Origin of the sequence: Flavobacterium sp. MDT1-60 (assembly GCF_014844035.1) — a bacterium.
Taxonomy (GTDB): Bacteria; Bacteroidota; Bacteroidia; order Flavobacteriales; family Flavobacteriaceae; genus Flavobacterium.
The window spans coordinates 64,973-83,096 of sequence record NZ_CP062159.1; the positions used below are offsets into that span (position 1 = coordinate 64,973).

17 protein-coding genes are annotated in these 18,124 nt (G+C 33.7%); 9 read left to right on the forward strand and 8 right to left on the reverse strand.

Annotated features, from left to right (window positions below; all coding sequences use genetic code 11):
- Nucleotides 1-26: 26 nt before the first annotated feature.
- Together IHE43_RS00255 and IHE43_RS00260 are read right to left on the reverse strand one after the other, a co-directional pair.
- Nucleotides 27-2,720, reverse strand: a complete 2,694-nt coding sequence (locus IHE43_RS00255; protein ID WP_192186146.1) for a carboxypeptidase-like regulatory domain-containing protein — start codon at nucleotides 2,718-2,720, stop codon at nucleotides 27-29.
- 32 nt (nucleotides 2,721-2,752) lie between these two features.
- Entirely contained in the window at nucleotides 2,753-3,667 is a 915-nt protein-coding gene (locus IHE43_RS00260; protein ID WP_192186147.1) for a GLPGLI family protein, read from the reverse strand.
- A 232-nt stretch (nucleotides 3,668-3,899) separates the two neighbouring features.
- On the opposite strand from IHE43_RS00260, the gene IHE43_RS23410 reads away from it, so the two are divergent.
- The 4 genes from IHE43_RS23410 (at nucleotide 3,900) to IHE43_RS00270 (ending at nucleotide 5,329) form a co-directional block, all read left to right on the forward strand.
- Nucleotides 3,900-4,127 (forward strand): hypothetical protein, encoded by a 228-nt coding sequence (locus IHE43_RS23410; protein ID WP_225585307.1) that lies wholly within the window; start codon nucleotides 3,900-3,902, stop codon nucleotides 4,125-4,127.
- Nucleotides 4,128-4,225: 98 nt separating this feature from the next.
- Nucleotides 4,226-4,465 (forward strand): hypothetical protein, encoded by a 240-nt coding sequence (locus tag IHE43_RS23415; protein ID WP_225585308.1) that lies wholly within the window; start codon nucleotides 4,226-4,228, stop codon nucleotides 4,463-4,465.
- Nucleotides 4,434-4,715, forward strand: a complete 282-nt coding sequence (locus IHE43_RS23420; protein ID WP_225585310.1) for a hypothetical protein — start codon at nucleotides 4,434-4,436, stop codon at nucleotides 4,713-4,715. Before IHE43_RS23415 ends, IHE43_RS23420 begins: the two co-directional genes overlap by 32 nt.
- A complete protein-coding gene (locus IHE43_RS00270; RefSeq protein WP_026983862.1) occupies nucleotides 4,715-5,329 on the forward strand; it encodes a deoxynucleoside kinase in 615 nt (204 codons plus the stop codon). The genes IHE43_RS23420 and IHE43_RS00270 overlap by 1 nt, the downstream gene beginning before the upstream one ends.
- Before the next feature lie 79 nt (nucleotides 5,330-5,408).
- Here the strand turns inward: IHE43_RS00270 and IHE43_RS00275 are convergent, their stop codons facing one another.
- The 5 genes from IHE43_RS00275 to IHE43_RS00295 all read right to left on the reverse strand — a co-directional run bounded on the left by IHE43_RS00275 (nucleotide 5,409) and on the right by IHE43_RS00295 (nucleotide 13,129).
- Entirely contained in the window at nucleotides 5,409-7,955 is a 2,547-nt protein-coding gene (locus IHE43_RS00275; RefSeq protein WP_192186148.1) for a sodium-translocating pyrophosphatase, read from the reverse strand.
- 112 nt (nucleotides 7,956-8,067) lie between these two features.
- The gene (locus IHE43_RS00280) at nucleotides 8,068-8,598 is read right to left on the reverse strand and encodes an inorganic diphosphatase (RefSeq protein ID WP_192186149.1); all 531 of its coding nucleotides are present in this window, start codon (nucleotides 8,596-8,598) and stop codon (nucleotides 8,068-8,070) included.
- 132 nt (nucleotides 8,599-8,730) lie between these two features.
- Nucleotides 8,731-9,330 carry a DNA-3-methyladenine glycosylase gene (locus IHE43_RS00285; protein WP_192186150.1) on the reverse strand — a complete coding sequence of 200 codons (600 nt, stop codon included), beginning with the start codon at nucleotides 9,328-9,330 and terminating at the stop codon, nucleotides 8,731-8,733.
- Between the two features lie 251 nt (nucleotides 9,331-9,581).
- Complete coding sequence (locus tag IHE43_RS00290) at nucleotides 9,582-12,083, reverse strand: DUF5686 family protein (protein ID WP_192188127.1); 2,502 nt, start codon at nucleotides 12,081-12,083, stop codon at nucleotides 9,582-9,584.
- Nucleotides 12,084-12,151: 68 nt separating this feature from the next.
- On the reverse strand, nucleotides 12,152-13,129 hold the full coding sequence (locus tag IHE43_RS00295; RefSeq protein ID WP_026983869.1) for a pyruvate dehydrogenase complex E1 component subunit beta: 978 nt from the start codon (nucleotides 13,127-13,129) through the stop codon (nucleotides 12,152-12,154).
- Between the two features lie 492 nt (nucleotides 13,130-13,621).
- Between IHE43_RS00295 and IHE43_RS00300 the strand changes: the two genes are divergently transcribed.
- From IHE43_RS00300 to IHE43_RS00315, 4 genes are all read left to right on the forward strand, one after another.
- Nucleotides 13,622-14,368 carry an electron transfer flavoprotein subunit beta/FixA family protein gene (locus tag IHE43_RS00300; RefSeq protein WP_192186151.1) on the forward strand — a complete coding sequence of 249 codons (747 nt, stop codon included), beginning with the start codon at nucleotides 13,622-13,624 and terminating at the stop codon, nucleotides 14,366-14,368.
- A 109-nt stretch (nucleotides 14,369-14,477) separates the two neighbouring features.
- Complete coding sequence (locus IHE43_RS00305) at nucleotides 14,478-15,446, forward strand: electron transfer flavoprotein subunit alpha/FixB family protein (protein ID WP_192186152.1); 969 nt, start codon at nucleotides 14,478-14,480, stop codon at nucleotides 15,444-15,446.
- 164 nt (nucleotides 15,447-15,610) lie between these two features.
- Nucleotides 15,611-16,234 (forward strand): bifunctional nuclease family protein, encoded by a 624-nt coding sequence (locus IHE43_RS00310; protein WP_192186153.1) that lies wholly within the window; start codon nucleotides 15,611-15,613, stop codon nucleotides 16,232-16,234.
- A 117-nt stretch (nucleotides 16,235-16,351) separates the two neighbouring features.
- The gene (locus IHE43_RS00315; protein ID WP_192186154.1) at nucleotides 16,352-17,203 is read left to right on the forward strand and encodes a thymidylate synthase; all 852 of its coding nucleotides are present in this window, start codon (nucleotides 16,352-16,354) and stop codon (nucleotides 17,201-17,203) included.
- 32 nt (nucleotides 17,204-17,235) lie between these two features.
- On the opposite strand, the gene IHE43_RS00320 is transcribed toward IHE43_RS00315, so the two are convergent.
- Nucleotides 17,236-17,532, reverse strand: coding sequence for an isoamylase early set domain-containing protein (locus IHE43_RS00320; RefSeq protein ID WP_056190188.1), 297 nt, complete (start codon nucleotides 17,530-17,532; stop codon nucleotides 17,236-17,238).
- 247 nt (nucleotides 17,533-17,779) lie between these two features.
- On the opposite strand from IHE43_RS00320, the gene IHE43_RS00325 reads away from it, so the two are divergent.
- Nucleotides 17,780-18,124: a 2TM domain-containing protein gene (locus tag IHE43_RS00325; protein WP_192186155.1), complete on the forward strand. Its 345-nt coding sequence runs from the start codon at nucleotides 17,780-17,782 to the stop codon at nucleotides 18,122-18,124.

Consider the following 18,124-nt stretch of genomic DNA (forward strand, 5'->3'; position numbering starts at 1 on the left):
AAAAAAGATGCTTTGTAATTAAAATACTATAAATTATATTTCATCGAAAAGATGATGTAACGAGGCTGAACCGTGTATTGTGAAACTCGTGTAGAAAACTGTGAGAAACTGTCATCATTAAGATATCTTGTATTTAATAGATTGGTTGCAGCAATTTTATATTCCCATTTGCTGTCCTTGTTTTGATAAATCAAACTGGCACTTAGAAAATCATATTCATTGTCAACCGTTTTATCAGTATTATAATAATGATAAAATTCATACTCTGAAACAAACGAAAAACTATTCCAAAAATAATAATCCAATCGTGCAAAAGGTTTGTCTGTATAATAGGTCGAACCGCTGTATTGATTGATTAAGGCGTTGTATCCTACTTCTAAATTCGGAAAGTTTTTATAATTTGTTGAAGCCCTTACGGTATAACTTTGAGTAAAACTTTCTGTAGTGGCCAATGCGTTATTTTGAATATTATTAAATTTCGACCAATTGAAACTTGCAACTGCAGATGCTTTATAATTCTTTAAAAAAGAACGTCCATAACTTCCCATTCCTGAAAAAGTTTCATCTGCCAAGTTAGAATTATAGGGTACTGAAGATTGATTTATCCCATCAAAATCAGCTTTGGTTTTAATGGCATCTACTTTTTTCGTGTATGTTGCATTGGCAAAAATGTTCTCAAAATTGAACATATTATATTTGAAATAGCGCAGCGAATGAACTTGCGAAGTGGCATTTTCTAAAAATCGATTTCCTCTAAACAAACTACTGTAATCTGATAAAACATAACCCGCCGCCAACTGATTTATATCTGTAAAATCATTTGACAAAGAGAAATTATAAGTCAATGTCTCTGATTTCTTGATTTGATACAGGGCAAAAAAATCAGGTAATACTTTGGTGAAGCTCTGAGAATAATCTGTTCCCAACTGTGTGTTTGTCATTGAATAGGAATGCAGACTTACTCCGGGTGTCAATGTAAATTTACCGGACAAAATCTTATAGTGAAAACCTAAAAAAGTATCATTAAAATTATAATTTACCTGATTGTTGTTTTCAGGATCATTTAAATCATTTCGATCTCCATTATCCAACATCTGAAAAATATGTGAGTTGAAATCCTGATAAGAATATGTATTCCCTAAAGTGATATTAATATTGCTTTTTGGCGTTACCATGTAATAGTAATCCAATTTAGCATCGAGTTTATTTGTTTTTACAAAGCGATCCTGATTCAAATCATTTCTATTTTGTTTTGGATCTGTAATATAACCTGACAAATCAAATGGTAATGTTCTTAAATTAGCATTATAAAACGGGTTTTCGTCCTGATACAAATGCTGCATCTCAAAAGCAAAAATATTTTTATCGCTTTGAGTATAATACAAACTCAAATTTTGGTTTATTGATGTGGGATTTTGCTTTTTATTTGTGAAGATTGTTTCAATTGAAGTTACATTATTCTCTACGGCTTCACGGAGCAATTCAGTATCTTCATCTTGTTTGGACAATTTTGTTAAAATATCATAATCAAACTGAAATTTATCATTGGGTTTATACGTTGAACTCAATTTAAAAAGTCCCAAATTATTTTTTTGATGCGTTGATTCGTCTCTTTTTTGCTGATCACCAGAATCTAAAATGGTCGTTTGAGATTTGGTTTCTAAATCTGTTTTTGAAGTAGAAAGTATCCCGAAACCACTAATATTCCAGGCTTTTGTAACGGAGTAAGCAAAATTGGTTGCGCCAAATTTCGTTTCTATTTCCTTAGCTCGATTATTTCTTAAAAGTGAAATTCCAATATCATTTGATGAAACATTAAAATTGCTTCCACCCTTCTTCATCATATTTTTAAATCCGCCCGTGAATTTAAAATAATCCTGGGCTGTCAATGGCAATTCGCCAATATTATTAAAATTGGTAATTAAATTAATGGAGTATTTCGGACTGTAATAAAATAATTTCGGATTAATAATATAACGGCTGTCGAGTTCTGCAACTCCAATTCCGGCAGTTGCATCACCAAACCAAAAGTTCTTTTTGCCTTCTTTCAGTTTGATATTCATCGCGACATTATCCTGATCGTTTTCCAAACCCTTTAAAGCGCCAACTTCATTATAATTTCGCAAAACCTGAATTTTATCAATTGCATCGGCAGGAATATTTTTAACCCCAAGTTTGGTGTCTCCATCAAAGAAATCTTTTCCTTCCACCATTAATTTGCTGACTTTTTTTCCTTCAACTTCAATTTCACCGTCGGCATTTACCTCAACTCCGGGTAATTTTTTTAAGACATCTTCCAGTTTTTTTTCAGTTCCCGATTTAAAAGAATCGGCATTGTAAACAATAGTGTCTCCTTTTATAGAAACCGGCATTTCACGTACAATTTCAACGCCTTCAAGTTCAATTCCTGCGCCGTCCATCACAATATTCTGAACTATATTTTCAGTATTAGTTGAGATCGCAATTTCTTTCGATTTCATTCCGAGATAACTCACTTTTACCATATACGAAGTATTGGGCTTTAAAGTCAGCTGAAACTTTCCTTTATCGTTTGTAATTCCGTATGAATCCATTGCTTTTGTCCCGTTGTTAACCGCCATAATATTGGCCATTTCCAACGGATTTTTTTGCTCGTCCTGAATAACACCATCAAAACGTACAGTTTGGGCAAAAGTTATAGACGTCATTAAGAAAATAACGAAGAGAAGTATATTTTTCATGAAAAAAATCTAAGGATGATGTGCTAAAAAAATTAACGTCTAATCAGTACTGGCCCGCCACCCGGACCACCTTCACGACCACGGTTCATTTCTCTAAATTCTTCCATTTTTTTAATAACGGTGTCATCGTAATCTTTCTGAGAAATTACTTTTCCTTTTGTAGGCGCTTTTATTTCGGCTTTATCTTTCGCATTCAAAACAATTTTTGAACATAGGATTGTTGTTCTTCCATCATTAACTTCTAAAATCAAACCAGGTAAACCCCAATAATTCTCTGGACCCTGATTTACCGGGATTTCCGGAGAATACCAAGCTGTTATAATAATCTCTTTTGGAATTTCAAAATTATCCTGAAAATTGGTTTTAGTTTCTCCTGAAGTTTTCTTAGTCTCGTCTTTTTTATCTTCAGACTTTTTATCGTCATTGTTTTTAGGTCTGAAATTTCTAAAATCAGTTTTACTGGCTTCTTTCACAGCAGTTGCTTTATAACAAGTGTAACCTCCAATTTGTTTTGTTTCAGATTCAAGTTTCCAGTTTAATTTTGGCAGAGAATCTATAACCAGAAACTCTTTTCCCATAAATTCTTTGTCAACTGTATATGATTTACTTTTTACATCTTTGTAAAAAGTTCCTCCACCACCCATAAAAGAATTCATCATAATACGCATTCCGCCGCCTTGTTGTCCCGGAGTTTCTAACTTTTCTTCTTCTTTGTAAATAGAAGCCGACTTATCAAAATTTAAAATAAAGGTTTTCTCCAGCATTTTTTTCATACGCTCTTCCATGTTTTTCTGCATTTCAGGCGTAATATCTCTATTCGCCCGCATTCCATCCATTTTAGGTGCCTGCGTTTTTGACTCATAAACAGCCATTCCCTGAAAGTCTTTTTGCGCACGCATTTGAGTAAATACAAGCATTAAAGACATATATAAGAATATTTTTTTCATTTCTTTTATTTTAAAATTGAGTAAATCAATAAAACTTACTCTCAAATGTATTATTAATTTTAAAATACTAAAAATTAAATATATCAATACCAATAACCGATCGACGAAATCAGCTGTTAATTAGATTGTTGCAATTCTGAAACGTTTTAAAGAAAAAATCCAACTTAATAGGCTATTTAAACCATTTCGTACATAGTTTTTTGTAATTTGGCTCTTTTGAAACCTACTTCTTATGAACAAAACAGTGCGCAAAATTTTAATTCTATTTTTTATAGCCTGTTCATTATCAGCTGTTTCTGCACAAAATAAAAAAATAAACGCGACTTTAATCTCTCAATTTAATACTGCTATTGATGATTTCTTAGGATATGATTCTTTTGGATTTTCTTATCATATTAAAGATAATGTTTTTAGAAAAACTAAAGGAGATGAGGTTTTGAGTACAAAAATGTATCATTAGGAAATATTACCAAAGTTGACATTTTAAATCCTCTTAAAATAGTTTTGTTTTATGAAGATTTTAATACCGCTGTTTTATTGGACAATCAGTTAAACAAAATGACAGAAATTAATTTTTCTTTAAACAACACTCCTATAGTTGTACCAGCCATTGGCATGTCAACCCAAAATCAGTTGTGGATTTTCAACACCTTAAATCAACAAATTGGTCTTTTTGATTATTTAAAAAATGAATACAAAACGGTTTCTACCCCTTTAACAGAAGGTATAAAATATTACCAAACTGACTTTAATACTTTTTATTGGATTGATAAAAAAAAACAATTTCTTTTCTTGTGATATTTTCGGAAAAACGACTTCTTTAGGAAAAATCCCTGACTATGACCAAATCGAAATTATAAATCCAAATTCTTACATTTTCAGAAAAGCTAATCTGCTCTATTTTACAGACAAAACAAGTGCTGACTTGGATACCTTTTCTGAAATTGAAATTTTACAAAAAAGCTTTGATAAATTCTGCTACAAAGACCAAATTTTATCTATTTTTACAACTAAAGAAATTACCAATTATAAAATCGTAACACCGTAATGCACATAGCAATAGCAGGAAACATAGGCGCTGGAAAAACAACTTTGACTAAATTATTGGCCAAACATTTTAAATGGGAACCACATTATGAAGATGTTGTTGACAACCCTTATTTAGATGATTTTTACCACCAAATGGAACGTTGGTCATTTAATTTGCAGATTTACTTCTTGAACAGCAGGTTTCGTCAGGTGCAGCAAATTCGCGAAAGCGGAAAAAAAATTATTCAGGACAGAACGATTTATGAGGATGCTTATATTTTTGCTCCCAACTTATATTCAATGGGATTAATGACAAGTCGTGATTTCGAAAATTACACTTCATTGTTTGAATTGATGGAATCATTAGTAAAAGCTCCTGATTTATTGATTTACCTAAGAAGTTCTATTCCAAATTTAGTAGGACAGATTCACAAACGTGGACGCGAATACGAAAACTCTATTTCTATTGATTATTTAAGCCGATTAAATGAAAGATACGAAGCCTGGGTTCAGACTTATACGAAAGGAAAGCTATTGATTATTGATGTTGATAATATTAACTTCGTCGATAATCCTGAAGATTTAGGAAACATCATTAATAGAATTGATGCTGAATTAAACGGATTGTTTTAGAAACACAAATTCCACGGATTTACACTAAATAAAAAATGCCTCTAAATTTAGAGGCATTTTTGTTATAACTAACTGAAATTTACTTCGTAGCTTCAATTTTTGCTTTCACTTCTTCTTCAGTTCCTTCATAAACTTCTGTTGTAGTTTTTCCGTTTTCAGTTTTGGTTACCGTTCCAACTGTAACACCATTTGCGGTAGACAAATTAACTTCAACTCTATTTTTGCTGTATTTAGTTGTATCAAAACAATCTGTTTTTTGGTGCGTGTATTTTCCGTTTGCATCATAATGAGCCAGACATTTTGCTGTTTCTTCAGCGGTACATCCTTTTTCTTTGCACATTTTAATACATTCTTCTTTTGTCATTCCTGACAAATCTCCACATTTAGAAGCACCGGCTGCATGCATTTCCATTTTACAACAAGAACCTTTTTCAGCCATAGCCGAAGACGAATGGCCTTCTCCTAAAATTGGAGCAATTACCAATCCAATCAAACAAGTTAATTTAATCAAGATGTTCATTGAAGGCCCGGAAGTATCTTTAAACGGATCTCCAACAGTATCTCCAGTCACCGCAGCTTTATGTGCATCGGAACCTTTATAGGTCATTTCACCGTTAATCATAACTCCGGCTTCAAAAGATTTTTTAGCATTATCCCAGGCACCTCCGGCATTGTTTTGAAAAACTGCCCAAAGTACGCCTGAAACAGTAACTCCTGCCATATATCCTCCTAACATTTCAGCAATTAACTGATTGTTATCTCCGTAAACCAATTTACCTAACAACACAATTGCAATTGGGAAACCAATCGTCAAAATTCCCGGTAGCATCATTTCACGTAAAGCCGCTTTTGTAGAAATTTCAACACATTTCCCATATTCAGGTTTTCCGGTTCCTTCCATAATTCCCGGAATTTCCTTAAACTGACGACGTACTTCGTACACCATATCCATTGCCGCTTTTCCAACAGAATTCATAGCTAATGCTGAGAACACTACCGGAATCATTCCACCGACAAATAACATGGCTAAAACTGGTGCTTTAAAAATATTGATTCCGTCAATTCCTGTAAAGGTTACATAAGCTGCAAACAAAGCTAATGAAGTCAGTGCTGCTGATGCTATCGCAAAACCTTTTCCGGTTGCTGCAGTCGTGTTTCCTACTGAATCTAAAATATCTGTTCTGGTACGCACTTCTTTCGGCAATTCACTCATTTCAGCAATTCCTCCGGCATTGTCAGAGATTGGACCAAAAGCATCAATTGCTAATTGCATCGCTGTAGTTGCCATCATTGCTGAGGCCGCTAAAGCAACTCCGTAAAAACCAGCCAAAGCATAAGAAATCCAGATTGCTGCGGCGAATAATAAAACTGTTGGGAAAGTAGAAATCATTCCAGTTGCCAAACCGGCAATAACGTTTGTTCCAGCTCCTGTAGATGATTTTTGTACAATCGCCATTACTGGTTTTGTACCTAATCCAGTATAATATTCTGTTACTGATGAAATTGCTCCACCAACTACTAATCCTACCAAAGTCGCATAAAAAACACGCATTGATGAAATATCTTTAGAACCTTCTCCAAAGAAACTCATTTGCATTGTTTCCGGCAACATATGTTGTACTAAAAAGAAACATGCAATTGCGGTTAAGGCAATTGAAACCCAGTTTCCTATATTTAATGCTTTTTGTACTTGTGCTTCTTTAGCATTATCATCAGATATTTTTACCAACGTAGTTCCGATAATCGAAAATAAAATTCCGAAACCGGCAATTGCCATTGGAAGCAAGATTGGCCCAATTCCTCCGAAAGCATCCTGAATAGAACCACCCATATCTTTAATTACATAATTTCCTAAAACCATCGCGGCTAAAACTGTCGCCACGTACGAACCAAATAAATCGGCTCCCATACCTGCAACGTCTCCAACGTTATCTCCAACGTTATCAGCAATCGTAGCTGGATTACGAGGATCATCTTCGGGAATTCCAGCTTCTACTTTACCCACTAAATCTGCACCAACGTCAGCAGCTTTTGTATAAATTCCACCTCCAACTCTGGCGAATAATGCGATTGATTCTGCACCAAGCGAAAATCCGGCTAAAGTCTCTAAAACCTTAGTCATATCCTCAGATGATGTCCAGGTTCCGTTCATGAATATTTGGAAGAAAACAATAAAGAAACCTGTTAATCCTAAAACGGCAAGACCTGCAACGCCTAAACCCATTACGGTTCCGCCTCCAAAAGAAACTTTCAGTGCCTGAGGCAGACTTGTACGTGCGGCCTGAGTTGTTCTGACATTCGTTTTAGTTGCTATTTTCATTCCCATATTTCCAGCTAAGGCTGAGAAAAAGGCACCAAAAATAAAAGCAACTACTATTAATATATGTGTGGTAGGAACGATAAAAGAAACTCCGGCTAATACTAAACTGGCACCAATTACAAAAAATGTAAGTAATCTGTATTCTGCTTTTAAAAACGCCAGAGCACCTTCGTAAATGTGATCTGAAATCTCTTTCATCTTCCCGTCGCCTGCATCTTGTTTTAAAACCCAGGTCCTTTTTATTCCCATGAAAAGTAATCCAATAATTGCCATAACAATTGGCAAGTAAATCATAAATGCATTCATAATGTTTTAGTGGTTTTGGTTAATAGTCAACAAACTAACTAAAACGAATTTAAACAAAAAAGCAATACTCCTGACGGAGTATTGCTTTTTTTATAATAGAATAGGGCTAAAATTATTTAATACTAAATAATCCCTCTGGTTTATTTTCGATATCCTCAAAACGCTTAGTACACTCCGCAATAATTGCAAATGCTTCGTTTACGTCTCCCCAACCTTCAACATCAACTTTTTTGTTTTCAAGGTCTTTGTAAACCTGGAAGAAATGCTCGATTTCTTTCAATAGGTGTCCGTTAATATCTGAAAGGTCATTTAATGAATTCCAGATTGGATCTGAAACTGGTACACAAATGATTTTTTCGTCTGGTCCTTTATCATCTGCCATGTGAAAAACACCAATTGGCTTTACTTCTATAACACATCCAGGAAAAGTTGGTTCATTTATCAAAACCAATACATCAAGAGGGTCACCGTCAAGAGCTAAAGTTTCCGGAATAAATCCGTAATCAGCCGGGTACATCATTGAAGAGAATAACATTCTGTCAAAACGCATTCTTTTGATTTCAAAATCGTATTCGTATTTATTTCTGCTTCCTCTTGGTATTTCGATTAATACATCGAAAGTCGTTAGTTTGTCTGCGGTCATTTTCGTTTTTTATTATTTCTATAAATTCGATTGCAAAAGTAACTAAACAATCCTTTTTTACAATGAAAAAAGTACATTAATCTATGCTTTTTATTCATTAATTAATATACTTTCCATTTATATAACAGATAGTTAATAAGTAATCTTGCGATTTCGTTTATTTAAATAATAATGCCAGAGTAAATAGGTCGCATAAGAGCGATACGGACTCCATTGTTCAGCATGAATTTCCATTTCATTTTTGTCGTGAATATCCAGCAATTCTTTGATTGTATTAACCACTGCAATATCTCCCAGTGGAATCAAATCCGGTTCCTGCAAACAAAACATTAAATAAATATCGATTGTCCAATTGCCAATTCCTTTTAATTTTATAAGTTCTTCCCGAACTTGTTTTGCAGATTTTAAAGCTAAACTTTCTATATCTAGTTCTTTATTTAATACTGCCTCAGCCAAAATTTTGATATATTTTGTTTTTTGACGGCTTACACCTAAAGATCGAAATTCTTCATCTGATAAAATCGACATATTTTCAGGATTGCAAGTTGTATAAGATTTTATTTTTAAAAATGTGGCTTTCGCCGAATCTATAGAGACTTGCTGTTCAAGAATTAACAATACCAAAGTTTCAAAACCCTGAGGGCGTTTCGGAATTGGAGGTAAACCATATTTCTCAATAATTTCCTGAAATATTGGATTTTTAGTTGATAGAAAATCGATTGCTTCTTGCATAATGTGATTTTAAGTCTAATCCAAAATTAAATAAAAAAGAATCTCGCAAAGACGCCAAGTCGCAAAGTTTTTTTCCGCGCAGATTTTGCAGATTTATCAGATTCATTTCCTTAAACTGAAATTATAAAATCTGCGTTAATCAGCTCAAATCTGCAAAATCTGCTTGAAATAATATAGTATATAGAAAAACGCCAAGTTGCAAAGAAATAATCTTAGCGACTTGGCGTCTTTGTGGCAATAATTTTTATTTTTTAGAAATAGAATCCAAAAGATCCCTTTACTGCAAATTTATTAGCATCCGGAGCATTTAAATAACTTCCTCTCCAGGAGAAATCGATTCTAAACACTTTGAAGATATTTCCGATTCCGGCATTATATTCCCAATATACATTTTCCGGTGCATTATAAGGCTGATCTGAAGCATTGATAGCTCTGTTTGCGTCTGAAATAGTTCCGTAAACTCCTTTTACACCAACAAACTCTCTCCAGTTCAATTTTCTCATAAATGGAATTCTGGCGAATAATCTTCCTCCAAAATCATGATTCCATTGCAAAGTAGTATATTGATCTGTAATGAATTCGTAGAAATTCAAGTTACTGAACGTGTTTTCAATTGTGAAATAAGTCTGGTTACCCGGAATTACACTCATTAATCCTAACGGAATTGTACCAAAAGTTTTTCCTGTTTCCAAAATAACATTCGATCTTCCCAGAGCACCAATAATAATAGGTTGTTTATAGTAAATCTGTATTTTTTCATAAGCAAAATCACTATTAAAAACTCCTTTTAAACCATAACTAAAGTTCACAAAGAAATGACTAAACGGACTATCAACAAGGTCACGTTCTACTCCAAAACCAATAGTTTTACGATTTGGCATAAATTCAAATTGAATATTAGCTTCAGATTGTGTTACCGCACTTGCAACAACTCCTGCAGGATTTGAAGGACTTGGCAAAGTGGTATAATAATCCAGACTAAAAGTAGGTGAAGCCGATTCTAAAGTTCTATAAGAAAGTCCTGCCTGAACAACGAAATTTTTCATGGGTTCCATTTCAAATGAAATGTTACTCAAATTAATATTGGTTAATTTCCCGTTACTTCCCGTTGTGAAAAGCGCAGAAGAAGCAAAACTTCGGCCTAAAATATCGTTTGTTGTGGTTAAGCTCGCACCAATTTGTTCAATGTCCCGCCTGTTTCCTCCGGAAATGATGAATCGTTTTTTCTTATCAACCATCCATTTTCCAGAAACACCATATTTAAATTTACTATCATCAAAACCATAGGCCGTATAAGCTTGTATACGCCACGGATCATTTGGTCCAAAATAGGTTCGTCCACCTACACGTACTCTTAACCCTTCGACTTCGTTGTATCCAAATGTGGAGAAAATTGGGCCATAATCAAAGTTTTTAAACTCGACATAACCGCTTCCTAAAATAGAAACTAAACTATAAATTTGCTTAAATCGTTTGACGGTTTGTAAAGTATCTAACATTTTGTAAATACCCTGTTCGTCCTTATTTAATTTCTCGAAACGATTTTCGTCCCAAAATTCATCAGGCCGATCGTAAACGGCATTGTCTATATAATTGACCTCTTCTTTATAAAACTTCTCGGGTTTCTGAATGTTGAATTTATGATTTCGATATAAAGTGGTTCGTTTTCCATAAACCCCTTTTGATTTTTCCTTTTTATTCAAGGCAAAATCAGACATCATATAATCTCGTGTTAAAAGGAAGACAGAGTCATTTTCTACATCAAATTCCTGTTCGATGTAAATATCTTTTACCCAGTTAATATTGGCGCTTTTAGTAACACCCATATTAATTTTCTTGATAGCAAAAGTGGTATCGTTTACCCAGAAATCTCCTTTAAAAGTCAACTCATTTTTACGTCTTGGATAAAAAACAATATTATAACACCATTTTTTATCGATATAAGCGCTGTCTTTTAAGACATAGTTATAGACGTCAATTCCAGTTTTTGAAAGCGGACTTGTAAAACTTTTATCAAAAAATGTAAGGTGATTGTCGTAAATATTATAATCCGAATAAAGATCTTTTACAAAAGATAAAATCTGTTGATTTCCATTGAAACCAGAGGTTTTACTTCCTTTAATATTCTCTTTTACTTTCTTCAGTTTATTGTCGCCATAAACGTCATAAACTGATTCATTGATAAAGATTGGCAGATATGTTTTTCCGGTAACATCAGAAGTATCCACATGATCAAACACAAACTCCATTCCTTTGAAGAGTTTATTTTTCATAAAAGCACTATCGATCGTGTTCATATCAAACTCGACTTTTTCGTACTTCTGCATTTCATATTGATTGAATTGGTACAAACCGTTTTTACGCTTTCTTTCCCAAATTTTCCTCAAAATATCTAATGCCGGGTTATTCTTTTTAGATGTTTTTCCGGTAAAAATTACAACTTCGTTTAAAGCTTCGGCTTCGCCTAAAACTATTTTAAAATTATAATTTACAGCTTTTTCTAGTGGAATTTCCTTATCCGAAAATCCAGCAGATGTAACTAATAAAGCGGTATAAGTATTGGGTGATTCCAAATAAAAACGACCATCTTCATTGGAAACTATTCCTGTGTTTGAACCTTTAAAAACAATATTTGCAAACGGAATAGGCTGATTCAGTTTGTCCAAAACAATTCCGCTCACTTTAGTTTGTGCAGTAACTATATTCGCAAGTGCAAATACAAAAAACAGGCTGAGTAAAATTATTTTCTTCATCATCTGGCAAAAAAAAAACTTCATCAATTAATATGACTGATGAAGTTTTATAAGTATTGTTTATTTGATTATTTGTACATTACTTTCTTTACTGCTTTTACTACATCAGCTGCGTTTGGCAACCAGTCTTTTAGTAAAACAGGAGAGTAAGGCGCAGGAGTATCTGCAGTTGTAATACGTTGAATTGGCGCATCAAGAAAATCAAAAGCTTGTTCCTGAACGATATATGTGATTTCAGATGAAATACTTGCAAATGGCCACGCTTCTTCTAAAATTACTAAACGATTTGTTTTTTTAACTGATTTTAAGATCGCCTCGTTATCCATCGGACGAACTGTTCTTAAATCGATAATTTCACATGAAATTCCTTCTTTAGCTAATTCATCAGCAGCAATAAAAGCTTCTTTGATGATTTTTCCAAAAGAAACGATAGTAACATCTGTTCCTTCACGTTTAACATCAGCAACTCCTAATGGAATTGTATATTCTCCGTCTGGTACTTCACCTTTATCACCATACATTTGCTCAGATTCCATAAAAATTACAGGATCATTATCACGAATAGCAGATTTCAAAAGTCCTTTTGCATCATAAGGAGTAGAAGGCACAACAACTTTAAGACCCGGAGTATTTGCAAACCAGTTCTCTAAAGCCTGAGAGTGAGTAGCTCCTAATTGACCTGCAGAAGCAGTTGGTCCACGAAAAACGATAGGTACATTAAATTGTCCTCCTGTCATTTGACGCATTTTAGCAGCGTTATTTATAATTTGATCAATACCAACTAAACAGAAGTTGAAAGTCATATATTCAACGATAGGACGGCAACCATTCATAGCTGATCCTACTGCAATTCCTGTAAAACCAAGCTCAGCAATTGGAGTATCAATTACTCTTTTTTCGCCAAACTCAGCAAGCATACCTTTTGAAGCTTTGTATGCTCCGTTGTATTCTGCAACTTCTTCGCCCATTAAATATATGGATTCATCGTGACGCATTTCTTCGCTCATCGCTTCACAAATGGCCTCTCTAAATTGTATTGTTCTCATATTTATATTGTATGTTGAATTTTCTGAAGAGCAAAAATAAATATTTTAAATAACTTAAAAGCATAAATTGAATTTAAAATCACACGAACTTCCTCCTCTTCTTTGCTTTTAACTTTTAAAAATTTATTGTGATATTTACGAAATCGATATAATTGTGATTGTTTCTTTCGTAAAAACATTTTTTAGACAAACTCTGGCTTATTTGTTTAATTCTGATTTCAGCAAATTCCATCGTAATAACGACACAAATCAAAAAGTAGTATAAATTGCCTTTAAGTTTAACAACTGTTCAATGAAACGCTATTGCAAAATTCCTATGAATCAGACTAAATAACTGAATTTTCAATTCCATATTCAAACAAAAACACCTTCAAATTCCATAATCTTCGAAAACGTAATAGTTTTTAAAAAATATTATGCATGCATAGTATATTATTCCGATTTTAATTTCTAAATTTGTCAAAGCATATTATAAATATAAAATATATACTTATGAAAATATTAGTTTGCATCAGCCATGTACCTGATACTACTTCAAAAATTAACTTCTCCAATGGTGATTCAGAATTCGATACCAATGGTGTGCAATATGTAATTAATCCTAATGATGAGTTTGGTTTAACACGTGCAATTTGGTTTCAGGAACAACAAGGAGCAACTGTAACCGTTGTTAATGTTGGAGGTTCTGATACAGAGCCAACTTTGCGTAAAGCATTGGCAATTGGCGCAAACGAAGCTATTCGTGTAAACGCTAATCCAACTGATGGTTTTTTCGTTGCAAAACAATTAGCTGAAGTAATTAAAAATGGGGGTTACGATTTAGTAATTGCAGGAAAAGAATCTTTAGATTATAATGGTGGAATGGTTCCTGGAATGATTGCAGGAATTTTAGGTTCTAACTTTTTAAACTCTTGTACTTCATTAACAGTTGAAGGAAGCAATGTAAAAGCAGTTCGTGAAATAGATGGTGGAAAAGAAACTGTAAGCACTACCCTACCTTTAATTATTGGAGGTCAAAAAGGCCTTGTTGAAGAAAAAGATTTGCGTATTCCGAACATGAGAGGAATTATGACTGCAAGAACAAAAGCCTTAACTATTCTTGAACCAGTTGATGCTCCTGTAAATACAAAAGCAGTGAAATTTGAAAAACCAGCTCCTAAATCAGCAGTGAAATTAGTTTCTCCTGATAATTTAGATGAGTTAGTTAATTTATTACACAACGAGGCGAAGGTAATCTAGTAATCAGTATTTAGTCTCAGTTTTCAGTCTCAGTTTATGAACTTGAAACCTGACCCGAGAGCTTTGCTCGAACAGGCGAAGCAAACTTTAAACTTCTAAACAAAAAATTATGTCAATATTAATATATGCAGAATCTGCAGAAGGAAAATTTAAAAAAGTTGCTTTTGAATTAGCTTCTTACGCTAAAAAAGTAGCAGAATCATTAGGAACAACCGTAACGGCTTTGACTGTAAATACGAGCGACGTAAGCGAATTGTCAAAATACGGAGTTGATAAAGTTCTAAAAGTAAGCAACGATAAATTAGCAGGCTTTACAGCTAAGGCTTACGCCGATGTTATAAAACAGGCTGCTGAAAAAGAAGGGACAAAATTAGTATTGCTTTCTTCTACAACAGACAGTATTTACCTTTCATCATTAGTGGCAGTGGCGCTAAATGCAGGTTTTGCTTCAAATGTTGTTGGATTACCAGTTAGTACTTCACCTTTTCAGGTAAAGAGAAATGCTTTCTCAAACAAAGCTTTCAACATTACTGAAATCAGTACAGATGTAAAAGTTCTTGGTTTAGCTAAAAACTCTTACGGAATTTTTGAAAGTGCAGGATCTGCAACTGAAGAAGACTTCAACCCATCTATTGGAGACAATGATTTTGGTGTAAAAGTAGAATCTGTAGAAAAAGTAACCGGAAAAGTATCTATCGCTGATGCTGATGTAGTAGTTTCTGGAGGACGTGGATTAAAAGGTCCGGAAAACTGGGGATTAATCGAAGATTTAGCGGCTGTATTAGGTGCTGCAACAGCATGTTCTAAACCCGTTTCTGATTTAGGATGGAGACCTCACAGCGAGCACGTTGGACAAACAGGAAAACCAGTTGCAACAAATTTATATATTGCAGTTGGAATTTCAGGAGCGATTCAGCATATTGCCGGAATCAATTCGTCAAAAGTAAAAGTAGTAATCAATAGCGATCCTGAAGCACCTTTCTTTAAAGTTGCTGATTATGGTGTTGTTGGAGATGCATTCGAAATTGTACCAAAATTAATTGAGAAATTAAAAGCTTTTAAAGCACAACATTCTTAATTTAAAATTCTCTATAAAAATATAGCTGCCTAAAAACAAGATAATCGTATCTTTGTTTTAGGTAGCTTTTTTGTTCCATATTTTTTGATTAAAATTGCACCTTTATTTTTCAATCAAAAAAAGTATTAAAATGTGGCATTAATTGCCCTTTTTTACCCATATATATGAGTCTAGTAAAATTGTCCATAAAAGGAATTTCATACAGTCAAACTCAAAATGGAGCTTATGCCCTAATTTTGAATGAAGTTGATGGCGAAAGAAAATTACCAATTGTTATTGGAGCTTTTGAGGCCCAATCGATTGCTATTGCCTTAGAAAAAGAAATAAAACCTCCTCGCCCATTAACACATGATCTATTCAAAAACTTCGCTGAAAGATTTGATATTGTTGTAAAACAAGTGATCATTCACAAATTGGTTGATGGTGTTTTTTATTCAAGCTTAATCTGCGAGAGAGATAAAATAGAAGAAATTATTGACGCCAGAACTTCTGACGCAATCGCATTGGCGCTGCGTTTTAACGCTCCGATTTTCACTTATAAAAACATTTTGGATAAAGCGGGAATTTATTTAAAATCGAATACTGCGGACACCGATTCTGGTGCTCAGGAAATTGACGACGTACTTTCTAATCCGGAGACTTTTGGTCATGAAAAAGAAAGCAACCAATCTGGTGATGTCTATGCAAAACATACTTTACAGGAACTAAACGAGCTTTTAGATCAGGCCGTTTCTCAGGAAGATTATGAAAAAGCAGCAAAAATTAGAGACGAAATTTCGAAAAGATAATTTTTAGGCTGTAAGCCATAAGCTTTAGTCTATAAGCTAAAGCAAAACTATAAAAAAAACAAGCTTTAAATATTAGGAAAAAGCCCTAAAGTTTAGAGCCTAAAGTTTAAAGCAATCATGAAGCAGTACTTAGATTTAGTAAAACATGTTTTAGAAACCGGTTGCCAAAAAGGAGACCGAACAGGAACAGGAACAAAAAGTGTTTTTGGTTACCAAATGCGTTTTGATTTAAGTGAAGGTTTCCCAATGGTTACGACCAAAAAATTACACTTAAAATCTATCATTTACGAATTGCTTTGGTTCTTAAAAGGCGACACCAATATTAAATATCTTCAGGAAAACGGAGTAAAAATATGGGATGCGTGGGCAGATTCAAATGGAGATTTAGGACCCGTTTACGGGCATCAATGGCGTAATTGGAACAGCGAAGAAATTGATCAGATCTCTGAGTTGATTACAGAACTAAAAACAAACCCAAATAGTCGCCGAATGTTGGTTTCAGCCTGGAACCCATCTGTTTTACCAGACACGAAAAAATCATTTGAAGAAAACGTTGCCAACAACAAGGCAGCTTTACCTCCTTGTCATGCCTTTTTTCAGTTTTATGTTTCAAGTCCCGATATTGAAAAAGGTGAGACAAAAGGCAAACTTTCTTGTCAGTTATACCAACGAAGTGCTGATATATTTTTAGGAGTTCCTTTTAATATAGCTTCTTATGCATTGCTAACTATGATGATCGCCCAGGTTTGTGATTTAGACGCAGGCGAATTCATTCACACTTTTGGAGACGCACATATTTACAACAATCACATCGAGCAATTAGAGCTGCAATTAAGCCGAGAGCCAAAATCATTGCCAAAAATGATTTTAAATCCAGAGATCAAAAATATTTTTGATTTTGATTATAACGACTTTACACTTTTAGACTATGAACCACATGCTGGCATAAAAGGAAGTGTTGCTGTATAAATAAAAAAATCCGCTTAGTTGAGCGGATTTTTTTATACAACTAAAACACTATTTTCACTTCCTGCAAAATCATTCCATTTATAAGAATCAGCTTCAGGATCATTTACATATAATCCGTCAATTACATATTTGAACTCATAAATAGCATCTTTCACTAAGTCATAAGTTGCTTTAAAAGTTCCGTTTTTTAACTTACTCAAAGTTCCTTCTTCCGGATTCCAATTGTTAAAATCTCCTACTACAGCAGCTGAATTTGCATCTTTAGCCTCCACAGAAAATGTAACTTTACACACTGGTTTTGTTTTGATAAATTGTTTCTTTAAAGACATAACTATTTAGTTTTTAGATTTATACACCTAAATTACAGAAATTCAGCTGAACATTCAATAGCTGCCTTACCGATTTATGATAATAGCAAAAACAGCTGTTCTTTTTAACCTTATCAATAATTTAAAGCACCTATAATTTTGTGTTTCTCATTTATCAATCTCCTGAATCCAAATATTCTACACTCAAAAATACCATGATTTCAAAATAAATTCTAACTTTATAACCTCATTATTCATCAATTGTCTTATGGAAAAAGAAGTGCACGAACAATACGAATACGCCCGAAGAAGACTTAGGCAGAAAAAAATCCTATATTTTCATTTTGTGCTTTTTCTTTTAGGCAGCTTATTTTTATTTATTGCGAACAGATTTTTTGATTTTGGAGCTAACACAGATCAAAATTGGTGTATTTGGGGCATTACAATTTGGTTTTTTATCTTCATTTTACATTTTATAAAAGTCTACATCACAGACCGTTTCATGAATAAAAAATGGGAAAGAGAACAAATTGACAGACTTGTTGCTTTACAGCAAAAAAGAATCAGTCAATTAGAGTCCAGAGTAAATGAGGATACCGATAATAAAATTTAG